This is a genomic window from Inhella crocodyli (assembly GCF_004004565.1).
Lineage (GTDB): Bacteria > Pseudomonadota > Gammaproteobacteria > Burkholderiales > Burkholderiaceae_C > Inhella > Inhella crocodyli.
The window spans coordinates 153,813-168,879 of record NZ_SACM01000002.1 but is presented as its reverse complement, the minus strand read 5'-3'; the positions used below and the strand labels follow the sequence as shown (position 1 = coordinate 168,879).

The window sequence follows — 15,067 nt, the reverse complement described above, 5'->3', positions numbered from 1 at the left end:
CTCGCCTCCCCGTTTCTCGTTCGTGGATCTGCCCATGGCCCACCCGATCTTGCGCGCGCTGCTGGGCGCGCTGAGCTTTTCCCTGCTGGCCGCCGCCTCGGCCGCTCCCATGGCGCCGGTGCGCACCGTCGAAGGCATCAGCGAGTACCGCCTGCCCAACGGCCTGCAGGTGCTGCTGGCGCCCGACGCCAGCAAGCCCACCACCACGGTGAACGTGACCTACCGCGTGGGCAGCAAGCACGAGAACTACGGCGAGACCGGCATGGCCCACCTGCTGGAGCACCTGATCTTCAAGGGCACGCCCAAGCACCCCAACGTGTGGGCCGAGTTCGCCAAGCGGGGCCTGGCCGCCAACGGCACCACCTGGTTCGACCGCACCAACTACTACGCCTCCTTCAGCGCCAACCCCGACACCCTGAAGTGGTACCTTGGCTGGCAGGCCGACGCGATGGTCAACAGCTTCATCGCCAAGAAGGACCTGGACACCGAGATGACGGTGGTGCGCAACGAGATGGAGATGGGCGAGAACAGCCCCGGCAACATCGTGTTCGAGCGCCTGTTCGCCACCATGTTCCAGTGGCACAACTACGCCAAGAGCACCATCGGCGCCCGCACCGACGTGGAGAACGTCGACATCGGCCGCCTGCAAGCCTTCTACAAGCTGCACTACCAGCCGGACAACGCGACCCTCATCGTCACCGGCAAGTTCGACCCGGCCCAGACCCTGGGCTGGATCCAGGCCAGCTTCGGCCCGCTGAAGAAGCCCGCCAAGCCGCGCCCCAAGCTCTACACCCTGGACCCGGTGCAGGACGGCGAGCGCAGCGTCACCGTGCGCCGCACCGGCGGCACGCCCAGTGCCACCGTGGCCTACCACGTGCCCGCCAGCAGCCACCCCGACTACGCCGCCGTGGAGCTCATCACCACCCTGATGACCGAGCCCCCCGCGGGCCGCCTGCACAAGCGCCTGGTGGAAGAGCTCAAGACCGCCAGCGGCGTGAGCGGCTTCTCGGCCGCGCTGGCCGAGCCCAGCGCCTTGTTGCTGGGCGCGGACGCCCAGCCAGGCGGCGACCCCGAGGCCCTGGGCAAGGCCCTGCTGCAGGTGGTGGAAGGCGTGGCCGCCCAGCCCTTCACCCAGGCCGAACTCGACCGCGCCAAGACCCGCTGGCTCAACCGCTGGGAAAAGCTCTTCGGCGATCCGCAGCAAGTGGGCACCGCGCTGAGCGAGGCCATCGCCAGCGGCGATTGGCGCCTGTTCTTCTTGCTGCGCGACCGCGTCAAGGCCGCCACCCTGGCCGACGTCAACCGCGTGGCCGCCGAGCGATTGCTGCCGGCCAACCGCACCTTGGCCCTGTACGTGCCCACCGACAAGCCGGTGCGCGCGCCCAAGCCCGAGGCCGTGGACGTGGCCGCGCAAATCCAGACCTTCGTGCCCCAGGCCGCGCTGGCCAGCGTGGCCGCCTTCGACACCGCGCCGGCCGCCATCGAGCGGGCCACCCAGCGCGTGAGCCTGCCCAACGGCGCGCGCCTGGTGATGCTGGCCAAGCCCACCCGCGGCAACCAGGTGCACGGCACCCTGACCCTGCGCTTCGGCAACCTGGCGGCGCTGAAAGGCCAACGCTCCACCACCGACCTGCTGGCGGCGCTGCTCGACAAGGGCACCACCGCGCTGGACCGCCAACAACTGCGCGACCGCCTGGACGCCTTGAAGATGGAGCTGGGCGTGCGCGACAGCACCGCGGGCGTGAGCTTGGGCTGGACCACCACCCGCGAGCACGCGGCCGAGGCCACCGCGCTGGTGCTGCACCTGCTGCGCGAGCCGCGCTTGGACGCCGCCACCCTGGAAGAGGTGCGCGCGCAGTTCATCACCGGCATCGACGCGATGAAGAGCGAGCCGGAGAACATCGCCAGCAACACCTTGAACCGCCTGCGCAGCGCCCACCCCGAGGGCGATCCGCGCAACGAACGCACGTTCGAGGGCACCCGCGCCGACCTGCAGGCCGTGACCCTGGAGGGCGTGAAGCGCGCCCACGCCAGCCTGTACGGCCCGCAGGCCCTGACCCTGAGCCTGGTGGGCGACTTCGACGCCAAGGCGGTCCAGGCCGCCGTCGAGAAGGGCGTCGCCAACTGGACCGGCGCCTTGGCCCACGAGCGCCTGCCGCAGCCCTTCCAGGATTTCCCCGCCGCCGACGTGCGCCAGGCCACGCCCGACAAGCAAAACGCCACCTTCCTGGCCGCCGTGTCGGTGCCCCTGAACGACATGGACCCGCAGTACGCCGCGCTGCTGCTGGCCGACTACATCCTCGGCTCGAACACCGACTCGCGCCTGTGGGTGCGCATCCGCGAGCGCGAGGGCCTGAGCTACGGCACCTGGAGCTACGTCGACTGGAACTCGTTCGAAGCCGCCAGCACCTGGGTCTTCGGCGCCATCTTTGCGCCGCAGAACCGCCCCCGCGTCGAGAAGGCCTTGAAGGAAGAGTTCGCCCGCGCGCTGAAGGACGGCTTCACCGCCCAAGAGTTGACCAATGCCAAGCGCGCGCTGCTGAACTACCGCGCGCTGGGGCGCGCCCAAGACGGTGGCCTGGCCGGCAGCCTGGCCCAGCAGAGTTACTTGGGCCGCACCATGGCGCGCACGGCCGAGGTCGACGCGCAGATCGAGGCCGCCACGCTGCAGCAGGTGAACGAGGCCCTGCGCCGCCACCTGCGCTTGGACGCGCTGCAGATCGTGTGGGCGGGCGACTTCAAAGACGAAGCCACCGGCGCCAAGTGATGCGGCCACGCCGCCGTGCCCTGCTGATCGCCCTGCCCGGGCTGGTGAGCCTGGGCGCGTGCGGCACGCTGGCCCCGGCGTCCCCTGCCGAGGGCGGCGACCGAGCGCCTCCGTCGCTGCTGGCGGCGCTGGCCGCTGGCGCCCCTCCGGCCGGCGGCCGCCTGTGGCGGCTCGACGCCGCGGCCTCCCGCCTTCGCATCGTGGCCTTTCGCGGCGGCAGCGCCGCGCGCCTGGGCCACCACCACCTGCTGGAAGCCGGCGAGGCCCAAGGCGCGCTGTGGCTGCCGACCCAGGGCCTGGCCGGCGCGCAGGGCGAGCTGCGCACGCGCCTGGACGCGCTGCAACTGGACGACCCGCGCTGGCGCCAAGAGGCCGGCGGCGAGTTCAACGAGAAGCCGCTGGACGCCGAGGCCGTCGCGGCCACGAAGCGCAACCTGCTCTCGCCCCAAGGCCTCAACGCCGCCGCGCACCCCGAGGTGCGCCTGCAGCTCGTGCAGCTCACCGGCGCTGCGCCCTGGTGGGCCGCCACCGTGGCCCTGACCCTGGCCGGGCGAACGCACACCCACCGCGTGGCCCTGGCCGTGGCGCAAGACGCGCAGCAGCTGCGCCTGCAAGGGCGCTTGGTGCTGCGCCACACCGACCACGGCCTGGCGCCCTTCAGCATCCTGGGCGGCCTGCTGGCGGTGCAGGACGAGGTGCTGCTCGACGCCGACCTGCACTGGCGCTGAGCCCTCGGTTCAGCGGTCGGTCAAGGTCCCCAAGAAGGCCACGATGTCGGCCACGTCCTGCTCGCTCAAGGTCGGCGTGCCGCCGGGCCGGCCGCCGAAGGGGATGCGCCGCTCCACGTTGCCCTGGTAGACCGCGGGCAGGTCGTTGAAGCGCTGCACCGTGCCCGCCACGGTGGGGTACCACGCGGCCGGGTTGGTGTCGCGGGTCGCGTAGAAGCGCACCACCTCCTCCAGCGTGGCAAAGCGCCCGTTGTGCATGTAGGGCGCGGTCAGCGCCACGTTGCGCAGCGTGGGCACGCGGAACTTGCCGCACAGCTCGGTGCGGGCCGCCAAGTCGATGCGGTTCGGGCCGCACAGGCCCAGGTCGAAGAAGGCGGGATCGGCCGTGGCCGCACTGGCGTTGCGCGGCACGCCCAGCGCGTGGTAGCTGAAGTCGGTGAACAGGGGCAAACCGCCCCCCGGTCGCGGCCCGCTGCTGTGGCAGCTGGCGCAGTTGCCGCGCTGCGGGTCGTTGAACGCCGCCAGGCCCCGCGCCTCGGCCGGCGTGAAGGTGGCGGTGCCGGCCTGCACCTGGTCGAACTTGCTGCTGAAGGGCTGGAAGTCCACGTCCAGCTGTTGGTACAGCGCCAGAGCGTTGGTGGAGGCCGTCATCAGGGCCTCGTCGCTGGCGTTGGCGGCCAGGCCGTAGGCGTTGCGCAGCGGCAGCCAGGCGGCCGTGCCGCGCAGGCGGGCCGCGAAGTCGGCCACGCTGGCGTTGGCCATTTCTTTGGGGTTGAGCAAGGGCCCGCGGGCTTGCTCCTCCCGCGTGGCCGCGCGCCCATCCCAAAACAGCCCGCCGTGCACACGGCCGTTGGCCTCGATGGTGAAGGCGCCGGCATTGCTCAGGTACCGAACGGAGGGCGAGCTGCGCAGGCCCTGTTGGTCCAGCGAGGGCCCCCCCAACGGCAGGAAGCCGCCGGCCGGGTCGGCATGGCCGCGGGCCGGGTCGTGGCAGCTGGCGCAGCTTTGCCGCCCACTGGCCGACAGCCGCACCTCGTGGAACAGCAGGTCGCCCACGGCGGCGCGGGCCGCGGGGCTGGTGTCGGGCGCTGGCGCTGGCGCTGGCGCTGGTGCGGGTGCGGGTGCGGGTGCGGGTGCGGGTGCGGGCGCGGGCGCGGGCGCGGCTGGGGTGGGCACCGTGCTGGCGCCACCCCCACCGCAAGCGCTCAGGGCCAGGGCGGCGGGCAGCACCCAGGGGGCGAGGCGAGAACGCATGGCAGGCTCCAGGCGCTCAGCGTTCAGCGCTGGCGCTCGACGGCGCGACCCTGGCGCTCCCCATGCTCAGGGCGAGCGCGCTTCAACTGGCGCAACTGCTCGGCGCTGAGCAAGGCTTCGAGCTCGCCGCGCTGCCGCTCGTGCAACTGCTGCCGGGCCTCGCCATGGCGGGCCATCAGCGCGGCCACCTGCTCGGCCTTGGCGGCCTCCAGGCCCAGCTCGCGCTGCAGCTCGGACGCCGAGGGCGGCGGGGGTGGGCGGCGCTCGCCGGCGGGCTGCGCCTGCACGGCGGTGGCGGCCATCGCCAGGGCCAAGGCCCAAGCGGACAAGGTGGAGAAACGGTGGGTCATGGTCGGCTCCGGGTTCAAGAACAAGGTGGCGCGATGCTCGGCCGCGGGTGCGGAGCCAGGATGGAGGCTTTGTGGAGGCCATCTCCACAGTTGCCAAGCCGGTCCTTCCTAAGATGGCCGGCATGCGACTGCGCCTCGTTCACCAGTTGAGCCTGCTGCTGGTGGGCACCAGCCTGCTGGCCGTGGTGGGCTTGGCGGCGCTGACGGCGACCCACCTGCGCAGCGGCTTCACCGACTACCTGCGCACCCAAGACCGCGCGCGCTTGGCCACCTTCGCCGAGGGGGCGCGGCAAGCCGTCGAGCGCCACGGCGTGCAAGGCCTGGCTGCCCATCCCGAGGCGCTCATGGCTCCCCTGCTGGGTGGCCCCCCGCCCCGGCCCGATGCCTTTGGCGAGGCGCCCCCACCGCGGGGCGAGCGCCCCTACCGCCCCTTGCGGGCTGACGAACGCGCGCTGCGCGGCTTCTTCGTCACCGCGCCCGACGGTTCGCTCCTGTGGGGCCGTCCGCCCCCGCGGCCGCGCGAAGTGCTGGACCACCCCATCGTGCTGGACGGTCGCACCGTTGCCGTCGCGCACTTCGCGCCACGGCGAGAGGCCAGCGAGGACGAAGCCGACGCGCGCTTCCTGCAGCGCCAGTTCGCCGGCTTGGCGGGCTTGGGCCTGGCCATGGCCGTGCTGGCCGCGGGGGTGGCGGTGTGGGTGGCCCGCCGCTGGATGCGCCCGCTGGCCGCCGCCCAGGCCGCCACGCACCGCCTGGCCCAGGGCGATTTCGAGCACCGCCTGCCGCCGGCCGAAGGGCGCTGGCGCGACGAGCTGGACGACCTGGCCCTGGACCTCAACCGCCTGGCCGAAGGCCTGCAGCGCCTGGAGGGCAGCCGCCGCCGCTGGGTGGCCGAGCTGAGCCATGAGCTGCGCACGCCGCTGACCGTGATGCGCGGCGAGCTCGACGCCGTGGCCGACGGCGTGCGCCCGCTCAACGCCGAGCGCCTGGACAGCCTGCGACGCGAGGTGGGGCGCCTGACCCGCCTGGCCGACGACTTCGCCCTGTTGGCCCGCGGCGACCTGCGCGCCCTGCCGGTGCACCGCCAGCCCACCGACCCCGCCGCCTTGTTGGCCGACACCCGGGCCCGCTGGGCGCCGCGGCTCGATGCCGCCGGCCTGGCCAACGACTGGCAATGGCCCGATCTGCCCGGCTCGGTGTCGGCCGACGCCACCCGGCTGCAGCAGGTGCTGGACAACCTGCTGGGCAACGCCCTGGCCTACACGCAGGCCCCCGGCCGCGTGGCGGTGCAGGCGCAACGCCACGGCCCACAGGGCTGGCGCGTCACCGTGGACGACAGCCCGCCCGGCGTGCCCGACGCGGCCGAGCGCGAGCGCCTGTTCGAGCCCCTGTACCGGCGCGACGCCTCGCGCAGCCGCGCAGGCGCGGCCGACGACGGCGGCAGCGGCCTGGGCCTGTCCATCGCCCGCGCCCTGGTCCAGGCCCACGGCGGGCGCCTGCACGCCGAGGCCTCGCCCCTGGGCGGCCTGCGCCTCGTGATGGAGCTGCCGCTGTGAGCGTCGGCGCCGCCGCCAGCCCTGCCGCGCGCATCCTGGTGGTGGAGGACGACCCCGCCATCGCCGGCCTGCTGGTGGACTACCTGCGCGCCGCCGGCCACGCGCCCAGCCCCTGCGGCGACGGGCTGGAGGCCGTGCAGCGCTTCGTCCACGAAGGGCCTTGGGCGGCGGTGCTGCTCGACCTCAACCTGCCTGGGCAAGACGGCCTGCAGGTGTGCCAGCAGATCCGCCAGCGCTCTGGCGTGCCCATCCTGATGCTGAGCGCCCGCATCGAAGAGCTCGACCGCCTGCTCGGCCTGGAGCTGGGCGCCGACGACTACCTGTGCAAGCCCTTCAGCCCGCGCGAGGCCGTGGCCCGCGTCAAGGCCCTGCTGCGCCGCGCCGACGGCCGTCTGGGCGCGCCGGCGCGCCAGCAGCTGCCGGGCACGGGCGGCTTCGTCATCGACGAGGACGGCCAGCGCCTGTGGTGGCGCGAGCAGGCCCTGAGCACCACGCCCGTCGAGTTCCGCCTGCTGCGCGCGCTGCTGCTGGCCCCGGGCCGGGTGCTCAGCCGCGCCACGCTGCTGGACGCGCTGCACGACGACTACCGCGACGTCAGCGACCGCGCGGTGGACAGCCACATCAAAAACCTGCGCCGCAAGCTCGACGCCCTGGGCCTGGGCCCGGCGCTGCAAACCGTGTACGGCGCTGGCTACTGCTTCAGGCCGATCGAGCCCAATCGCTGATCGCGGCCAGCGTGGCGTCCACCGACGCCCAATCGGCGGGCGGCACCGCCTCGCCCCGCGCCAGCGCGTGACCGCGCGCGGCCTTGCTGCGCGGCTCCAGCACCAGGCCGTGGGCGCGCACCAGGCGCTCGGCCTCGGCCCACAGCGGGGCGAGTGGACCGTCCAGCCACTCCAGCTCCAGCTCGCACACCGGCGCGCTGGCGCTGCCGCCCAGCAAGTGCCCGCGGTCCAAGGCCAACTCCACGCGGGTGCCACCGGCCAGCGTGCGCTGCGCGCGCAGGCGTTCGATCTCGGTGCCGAACTGCGGCAGCAAGGGCGATGGCACACCGGCCAGCAACGCCGCCGCCTCGGGCAGCGCGTCGTGGGCGTGCATGTCCAGCGCGGGCCGTTCGGCCGCCGTGCCGCGCGCCGCGTTGTGCTCGGGCCGGCTCAGGCCATCGGCCATCAACGGGCCCTTGATCGTTTGCACCCAGCCGGCCTCGCCCTCCCAGCGCAGGCGCAGGCCCCAGCCGGCGCGGCCCAAGGCGCTGCTGGCGGTGTCGAAGTAGGTGGCGCGCAAAGGCACGGTGCGCGCGCCGGGCAGGGCGGCCACGTGGGCGGCGACGGCGCCGGCCGCGGCGGCCGGGATGGCCAGGCGAAGTTCGAGTTCGGTGCTCATGCCCACAGTGTGTCGCCTGCGGGCTGGCCCGCTTGCGCCGCTGCGGGCCAGCCGCCACCATCGCCGCATGGCCGCCCTCGCCCCCACCCCCACCTACCGCGACCCCAAGCGCTACGCCTGGCTGCTGTCCGCCCTGTTCCCCCTCACCGTGGTGTGGCACCTGCTGCGCTTCGAGCACACCGGGCAGCTGGGCTGGCTTTTCGTCACGCCCGTGTTCCTCTACGGCGTGATCCCGCTGCTGGACGCGCTGATCCGCGAAGACACCCGCAACCCGCCCGACGAAGCCGTGCCGGGGCTGGAAGCCGACGGCTGGTACCGCGCGCTCACGGTGCTCTTCATCCCCCTGTACCTGGCCCTGGTGGTGCAAGGCACGCAGCTGGCGGTGGTGCACGCGGGCGAGCCTTGGGTGTGGCTGGGCCTCGTGCTGAGCGTGGGCGCCATCAGCGGCGCGGCCATCAACACGGCGCACGAGTTGGGGCACAAGCACCCGGCCTGGGAGCGTTGGCTGGCCCGCATCGCGCTGGCACCCGTGGCCTACGGACACTTCTACGTGGAGCACAACCGCGGCCACCACCGCCGCGTGGCCACCTTCGAGGACCCGGCCAGCTCGCGCCTGGGCGAGTCCTTCTGGGCTTTCTTGCCGCGCACGGTGATGGGCAGCCTGCAAAGCGCCTGGCACCTGGAGCGCGCCCGCCTGGCCGGTCGGGGCCTGGGGGTTTGGCACTGGCGCAACGAGTGCTTGCAGGCCTGGGCCATGACGGTGGCGCTGTTCGGCGCGCTCACCGCGCTCTGGGGCCCTTGGGCGCTGGGCTTTCTGGTGCTGCAGGCCGTGTACGGCTTCAGCCTGCTCGAGGTGGTGAACTACCTGGAGCACTACGGCCTGAAGCGCGGCAGCGGCCCCGACGGCAAGCCCGAGCGCTGCCGGCCCGAGCACAGCTGGAACAGCAACCACGTGGCCAGCAACGTGTTCCTGTACCACCTGCAGCGCCACAGCGACCACCACGCCCACCCGACCCGCCGCTACCAGGCCCTGCGCCACTTCCCCGAGGCGCCGCAACTGCCCAACGGCTACGCCGGCATGGTGCTGCTGGCCTACGTGCCCTGGCTGTGGCGCCGCGTGATGGACAAGCGCGTGCTGGCCCATTACGGCGGCGACTTGACGCGGGCCAACGTTCAACCCGGCTCGCGCTGGGAACGGTCGATCGTTCAAACCGATTGAAACAAGCATGCAACGCAGCGCGACCTAAGCTCGCCTGCTCCACCGGACACTGACCCCCATGCCGCTGAGCTCCACCCCCCGCCGCTACACCCGCACCGCCATGGCCCTGCACTGGGTCATGGCCTTGGGCCTGATCGGCGCCATCGCCGTGGGCTGGTACGCCAGCGAACTGCCGATGTCCTTGGCCCGCCTGAAGCTCATCAACTGGCACAAGTGGTTCGGCATCACCCTGCTGCTGCTGTTCGTCGTCCGTTTTGCTTGGCGGGCCACCCACCGCCCGCCTGCCGAGGTGCCCGCCCCGCTGTGGCAGGCCCGCGCCGCCCACGCGGTGCACGGCCTGCTGTACGTGCTGATGGCCGCCGTGCCCCTGCTCGGCTGGGCCTACAGCAACGCCGCTGGCTTCCCCGTGGTGTGGTTCGGCGTGCTGCCGCTGCCCGACTGGGTCGGGCCGAACAAAGAACTGGCCGAAACGCTCAAAGGCCTCCACAAGATCGCGGCCTGGAGCCTGGCCGTGCTGATCGCCGCCCACGTGGGCGCCGCGCTGAAGCACCAACTGATCGACCGCGACCGCCTGCTGGCCCGCATGTGGCCCGGAAAGGACTGAATGAAACGCTTTCTCCTCAGCACCGCCCTGCTGGCTGGCTTCGGCTTGGCCCAGGCGCAAACCCTGGTCCCCGCGGGCAGCGAGATCGTTTTCGTCAGCAAGCAAATGGGCGTGCCGGTCGAAGGCCGCTTCAAAACCTTCAGCCTGCCCGGCTTCGCCTTCAACCCCAAGCAGCCCCAGGCGGCCAAGGTGCAAATCGGCATCAACCTGGCCAGCGCCAGCATGGGCGCGGCCGACGTCGAGGCTGAGTTGATGAAGCCCGAGTGGCTGGACAGCAAGCGCCAGCCCAACGCCAGCTTCACCGCCCAAAGCGTGAAGGCCCTGGGCGGCGGCAAGTTCGAGCTCAGCGGCCCCTTCACGCTCAAGGGCCAGACCAAGCCCCTGACCGTGCAGCTCACCCTCACCCAGGCCGGTGCCAACAGCACCGCCACCGGCCAGTTCAACCTCAAGCGCACCGATTGGAAGATCGGTGACGGCGAGTGGAGCGACACCAGCATCGTCGCCGCCGACGTGCTGGTGAAGTTCAAGTTCCAGTTCAGCGGCATGGCGCCGCTGTGATGTTCCTTCCCCCCTTGGAGATCGTTCCCATGCGCAAGACCCTGTTCGCCCTGGCCGCCCTGGCCCTCGCAGGTGCCGCCCAGGCCCAATCGGCCACCTACGCGATTGACCCCACCCACACCTTCGTGACCTTCGAAGCCAAGCACTTCAACTTCGGCTTCAGCACGAACCGCGGACGCTTCGACAAGAAGGAAGGCACGATCACCATCGACCCGACGGCCAAGACCGGCAAGGTCGAGGTCACGATTGACATGGGCAGCATCAACACCGGGACGGCGGCCTTCGACAAGCACTTGAAGGGTCCTGACTTCTTCAACGCCGAAGTCCACCCGTCGGCCAAGTTCGTTGGCGAGCAGTTCGCATTCGATGGGGAAAAAATTGTGTCCGTCGGCGGCACCTTGACCATGCTGGGCAAGACGCTCCCCGTCACCCTCAAGGCGGACAGCTACGGCTGCTTCATGCACCCCATGATCAAGCGTCAAGTGTGTGCTGGCGACTTCAGCACCACGATCAAACGCAGCCAGTGGGGCATGGACAAGATGACGGCCTTCTTGCCGGACGACATTCGCCTGGTGATTCAAGTGGAGGGCGTCAAGCAGCCCTGAGCGCCAACCCGGCCTCAGAAAAGCCCCGCCCTGGCGGGGCTTTGTCGTTCTGGGGCCCACCCTGACCTGCGTGACGGATGTCACGCCAACGCCCACCCCTGGCCCATGGGGCGTTCGCTCGTGCACCGCCGGCCCGACCGGCTCGTCCGCCCGGGATGCATTTCGTCACCCCACCCGCACGGCGTGTCACACGCCGCGCGACCGCCCGGGCCGGGCTCCCTACAGTCCACCCCATGAAAGCCTCGCCCCGCATCCCCAACTGGATCACCGACCCCGTGTGGCGCGACCGCCTGTCGCGCTGGGCCACGGTGACGATCAACGCCTTCCACCGCTACGCCGGCTGGCTGGTGGCGATGAGTTGGTGGCGATTCGCGGCTTACGCGTTGATCCTGCTGATCGGCACCCACTACCTGACCGGCATGTGGCCGTTCACCATGCGGATCACCGAATCGGTGCAGTTCGAGCGGACCGACCCGATGGACCCGCCCAACGTGGAAGACGCCCCCGACCCGGCGGACAACGAACCGGCTCCGCCCGAGGCCCCGGACGCCGAGCCGCCCAGCACCGACGCCGGCGGCGACGGCGTCGAGATCAGCATCGGCAAGCACGGCGTGCGCATCGGCCCCAAGGGCGCCACGCAAGAGGCCGCCGAGGTCAACATCAGCCCCGAAGGCGTGCGCATCGTGGCCCCACCCGCCCCCGGTGCCAGCAGCGCCGCCTCGGCACCGGCCACGGTCTTGGACATCCGCCTGCCCCCCGAGGCCGCCGAAGCCCTGCGCCGCGAACTCGAGCGCAATGCCAAGCAGATCGAGGCCGACGTCAAGCGCGCCCTCGAGGAGGCCAAGGCCGCCAAGCAGCAGGCCGAGAAAGAGATCGCCAAGGCGGTGAAGCAACAGGCCAAGGCCAAGGCCGCCGAGCGCCACGCCCGCCAAGAGACCCGTGTGCGCACCCTGCGCTGGGGCGACTTCCTGCAAGACATCGCCCTGTGGTGGGTGGTGTTCAGCATCGCCGTCAAGGCGCTCTACAAGGGCCGCAAGGAGGCCGAGGCCAAAGCCGCCGCCGCCGAGGAAACCGCCGAGGCCGAAGCCCTGAAGCGCCAGCTCGTGGAAGCCCGCCTGCAAACCATGCAGGCCCAGGTGGAGCCGCATTTCCTGTTCAACACCCTGGCCTCCATCGATCACCTGATCGAAACCGACCCCAAGCGCGCCAGCCAGATGCAGCGCAACCTGATCGCCCTGCTGCGCGCCACCATGCCCACCATGCGCGAGGCCAGCGGCCAGCAAAAGGTGCGCGACCTGGCCCGCGAAGTGGCGGTGGTGCGCCCTTACCTGGAGATCTTGTCGGTGCGCATGGAAGAGCGCCTGCAATGGCGCATCGAGGTACCCGACGGCCTGCTGTCGGCCGAATTCCCGCCCATGATCATCCAAGGACTGGTCGAGAACGCCATCAAGCACGGCCTGGAGCCCAAGCCCGAAGGCGGCAGCCTGGTGGTCTCGGCCCACATCGAGCACGGCGACCTCGTCGTCCAGGTGGCCGACACCGGCCTGGGCTTCGGCCGCGCCGGCACCAGCGGCACGGGCGTGGGTCTGGCCAACACCCGCGAGCGCTTGCAGCTTCTCTACGGCAACAAGGCCAGCCTCACCGTGGCCGAGAACCAGCCCTGCGGCACGGTGGTGCGCATCCAAGTGCCCTACCGCAGCAACCACAACGGCACCGCCAGCGGCGCCCCCAACCCAACCCAAGGAGCCTGATCATGGCCAAGTTCTTCAAGTGGACCTTCTGGACCTTTGTCATCCTGCTCGTGCTCAGCATGGCGGTGGGCACCTTGGCCATCGGCACCGCCTTCGACGGCTGGCAAGACAGCGGCCACTGGCACGTGGTCGTGGACGGCCAGCCGGTGGACGATTGGGTGATGGACGAGCGCCTGGGCCTGGGCGGCGGCTTGGTCGCCGCCTTGGTCACGGGCCTCACCTTGGTGATCGTCGTGCCCCTGGTGCTGATCGTCGGGGTGGGGGTGCCGCTCTTGGTGCTCGCGGTCGGCCTCGGCGCGGTGCTGGTCGCTTTGCTCGGTGTGTCGCTCGTCGTCACCGGCCCCATCCTGATCCCGGTCTTGCTCGTGGTCTGGCTGGCCCGCCGCTCGCGCCCTACAGTCGCGGCCTGACACCAACGACCCCTGGGAGACCCCGATGACCGTGCGTGCCGTGCTGGCCGATGACGAACGCCTGATGCGCGAACAGCTGCGCGCCCGCCTGACCGAGGTGTGGCCCGAGCTGGAGATCGTGGCCGAGGCCAAGAACGGCCTGGAGGCCGTGGCCCTCACGCAGGAGCACAAGCCCGACATCTGCCTCTTGGACATCCGCATGCCCGGCCTCACCGGCGTCGAGGCCGCCAAGCAAATCGCCCAGCTGCCCGAAGACGACAACTGGTGCACGCCCGAGATCGTCTTCATCACGGCCTACGACCAGTACGCGGTGGAGGCCTTCGAGCAGGGTGTGGCCGACTACGTGCTCAAGCCCGCCGAACGCGAACGCCTGCAATTGACCGTGGAGCGGCTCAAAAAGCGCCTGGCTGCGCGCGACCCCAGCGCCAGCGCTGGCGCCGACGACCTGCCCACCGCCAAGCCCCTGCAACAGCTGCTGCAGCGCCTGAGCAGCCTGCAAAGCGGGCAGCCGCCGCGCCACCTGGAATGGATCCAGGCCAGCGTGGGGCAAGAGATCCGCATGATTCCGGTCACCGAGGTGCTGTTCTTCATCAGCGACGAGAAGTACACGCGGGTGCAAACCGAAACCGTCGAGGCCCTGATCCGCAAGCCCATCAAGGAGCTCGTCGACGAGCTCGACCCGCACCTGTTCTGGCAAATCCACCGCAGCACCTTGGTCAACGTGAAGGCCATTTCGGGCATCAGCCGTGACTTCCGCGGCCGCCAACTGGTGAGCGTGCGCGGCGCCAACGACAAGCTCGAAGTCAGTCGCAGCTACACGCACCTCTTCAAGGGCATGTGAGGCCCGCTGGGGCTCAGGCCAGCGCGCGCCCTGCCCCCTCGAAGCGGTTGCCGCGCGCCTCCACGGGCACCGCCCTCCCCACGCGATCGGTCCAGACGCGCCACCACAGGGCGTCGGCGCCCGCGCTGCGAAAGGCGTTGTCCTCGATGCGCAGGCGGTGCGCGCGCGCATCGTTCGGCCGGGCCTCCGCGCCAAAGGCCACCAGGGTGCGGTTGGGCGAAGCCGGCCCCTGCGCGATGTGGTTGCCGCGCAGCAGCACCTGCCCGCCGTTGGGGAAGTCGAGCTCGTAGGAGGCCGTGCCCTGGGGGTCGTCCCAGCCGAGCTCGCAATCGAGCACCTCGGCCTCTCGGGCCCGGCACTTCAGCAGGTGGCCCTGGCCGCCCCGCGCCCCGAACCGGAAACGACACGCCTGCACCCGCGCCTGGGCGATGGCGCCGATGTACAGCAGGTGGTGCAGCCCACGTCCGGAGTCCGGCGGGGCTTGATCGAAGGTGCAGCGCTCCAGCTCCAGGCGGGTTTGCGCCTCGTTGCCGGTCAGCAGGCCCATTTCGTTGTCGTCAAAGCGGCAATCCACAGCGTGCAGCCGCCCGCGCTCCAAGCGGATGCCGGCCCCATTGCCATCGGGCACGCGCGCCCCGCGAAAGCCAAGCCCTTCCACGCGCACGTCCCCCCCGCGCAGCACCAGCAGGGCCTTGCCCTCGGGCAGGGCCGCTCCGGTGCCGTCCAGCACCGCGCCCTCGCCCAGGCCGCGCAGGGTGAGGCGCGCCTGGGTCACGACGCCACCGCCGCGGTGCACCCCGGGGGGCAGGGCCACGGTGTCGCCGTCCTGCGCCTGGCGCAGGGCCTCGGCCAGGGTGGCGGGGCCGCCGGGCGCGCCCACGGTCCAGGTGCGGGCCGCCGCCGAGGCGGTCGACGCGAGCAGGGGCAAGGTGGCCAAGACGGTGCGGCGTTGCATGGCGTGGGAGCATGCCATCCTGTGACCCCCGGCATTCGGGGGGCGCTGTGCGACCATCGCCCCCGTCTCCTCCGGACGGAGGATGT

General features: G+C 71.5%; 15 protein-coding genes. 11 read left to right on the top strand and 4 right to left on the bottom strand.

Annotation, left to right across the window (positions count from 1 at the left end):
- Positions 1–34 precede the first annotated feature (34 nt).
- A complete protein-coding gene (locus EOD73_RS08690) occupies positions 35–2,767 on the top strand; it encodes a M16 family metallopeptidase (RefSeq protein ID WP_127682607.1) in 2,733 nt (910 codons plus the stop codon).
- The gene (locus EOD73_RS08685; protein WP_127682606.1) at positions 2,767–3,495 is read left to right on the top strand and encodes a YceI family protein; all 729 of its coding nucleotides are present in this window, start codon (positions 2,767–2,769) and stop codon (positions 3,493–3,495) included. Before EOD73_RS08690 ends, EOD73_RS08685 begins: the two co-directional genes overlap by 1 nt.
- A 9-nt stretch (positions 3,496–3,504) precedes the next feature.
- Here the strand turns inward: EOD73_RS08685 and EOD73_RS08680 are convergent, their stop codons facing one another.
- Entirely contained in the window at positions 3,505–4,749 is a 1,245-nt protein-coding gene (locus tag EOD73_RS08680; RefSeq protein WP_127682605.1) for a cytochrome-c peroxidase, read from the bottom strand.
- Positions 4,750–4,772: 23 nt separating this feature from the next.
- Positions 4,773–5,099, bottom strand: a complete 327-nt coding sequence (locus EOD73_RS08675; protein ID WP_127682604.1) for a hypothetical protein — start codon at positions 5,097–5,099, stop codon at positions 4,773–4,775.
- 122 nt (positions 5,100–5,221) lie between these two features.
- On the opposite strand from EOD73_RS08675, the gene EOD73_RS08670 reads away from it, so the two are divergent.
- Both EOD73_RS08670 and EOD73_RS08665 read left to right on the top strand, forming a co-directional pair.
- Positions 5,222–6,655: an ATP-binding protein gene (locus tag EOD73_RS08670; protein ID WP_127682603.1), complete on the top strand. Its 1,434-nt coding sequence runs from the start codon at positions 5,222–5,224 to the stop codon at positions 6,653–6,655.
- Positions 6,652–7,380 carry a response regulator gene (locus tag EOD73_RS08665; protein ID WP_127682602.1) on the top strand — a complete coding sequence of 243 codons (729 nt, stop codon included), beginning with the start codon at positions 6,652–6,654 and terminating at the stop codon, positions 7,378–7,380. The genes EOD73_RS08670 and EOD73_RS08665 overlap by 4 nt, the downstream gene beginning before the upstream one ends.
- On the opposite strand, the gene EOD73_RS08660 is transcribed toward EOD73_RS08665, so the two are convergent.
- Positions 7,355–8,038, bottom strand: a complete 684-nt coding sequence (locus EOD73_RS08660) for a CYTH domain-containing protein (protein ID WP_164846007.1) — start codon at positions 8,036–8,038, stop codon at positions 7,355–7,357. The genes EOD73_RS08665 and EOD73_RS08660 overlap by 26 nt on opposite strands.
- A 67-nt stretch (positions 8,039–8,105) precedes the next feature.
- On the opposite strand from EOD73_RS08660, the gene EOD73_RS08655 reads away from it, so the two are divergent.
- The 7 genes from EOD73_RS08655 (at position 8,106) to EOD73_RS08625 (ending at position 14,026) form a co-directional block, all read left to right on the top strand.
- On the top strand, positions 8,106–9,257 hold the full coding sequence (locus EOD73_RS08655) for an alkane 1-monooxygenase (RefSeq protein ID WP_127682600.1): 1,152 nt from the start codon (positions 8,106–8,108) through the stop codon (positions 9,255–9,257).
- 58 nt (positions 9,258–9,315) lie between these two features.
- Positions 9,316–9,861, top strand: coding sequence for a cytochrome b (locus EOD73_RS08650; RefSeq protein ID WP_127682599.1), 546 nt, complete (start codon positions 9,316–9,318; stop codon positions 9,859–9,861).
- Complete coding sequence (locus EOD73_RS08645; RefSeq protein ID WP_127682598.1) at positions 9,862–10,419, top strand: YceI family protein; 558 nt, start codon at positions 9,862–9,864, stop codon at positions 10,417–10,419.
- A gap of 29 nt (positions 10,420–10,448) precedes the next feature.
- Entirely contained in the window at positions 10,449–11,024 is a 576-nt protein-coding gene (locus EOD73_RS08640) for a YceI family protein (RefSeq protein ID WP_127682980.1), read from the top strand.
- Between the two features lie 233 nt (positions 11,025–11,257).
- Positions 11,258–12,775, top strand: coding sequence for a histidine kinase (locus tag EOD73_RS08635; protein WP_127682597.1), 1,518 nt, complete (start codon positions 11,258–11,260; stop codon positions 12,773–12,775).
- Between the two features lie 2 nt (positions 12,776–12,777).
- A complete protein-coding gene (locus EOD73_RS08630) occupies positions 12,778–13,185 on the top strand; it encodes a hypothetical protein (protein ID WP_127682596.1) in 408 nt (135 codons plus the stop codon).
- Between the two features lie 25 nt (positions 13,186–13,210).
- Positions 13,211–14,026, top strand: coding sequence for a LytR/AlgR family response regulator transcription factor (locus EOD73_RS08625; RefSeq protein ID WP_127682595.1), 816 nt, complete (start codon positions 13,211–13,213; stop codon positions 14,024–14,026).
- Positions 14,027–14,039: 13 nt separating this feature from the next.
- On the opposite strand, the gene EOD73_RS08620 is transcribed toward EOD73_RS08625, so the two are convergent.
- Positions 14,040–14,981 (bottom strand): right-handed parallel beta-helix repeat-containing protein, encoded by a 942-nt coding sequence (locus EOD73_RS08620; RefSeq protein ID WP_127682594.1) that lies wholly within the window; start codon positions 14,979–14,981, stop codon positions 14,040–14,042.
- Between the last annotated feature and the right edge of the window lie 86 nt (positions 14,982–15,067).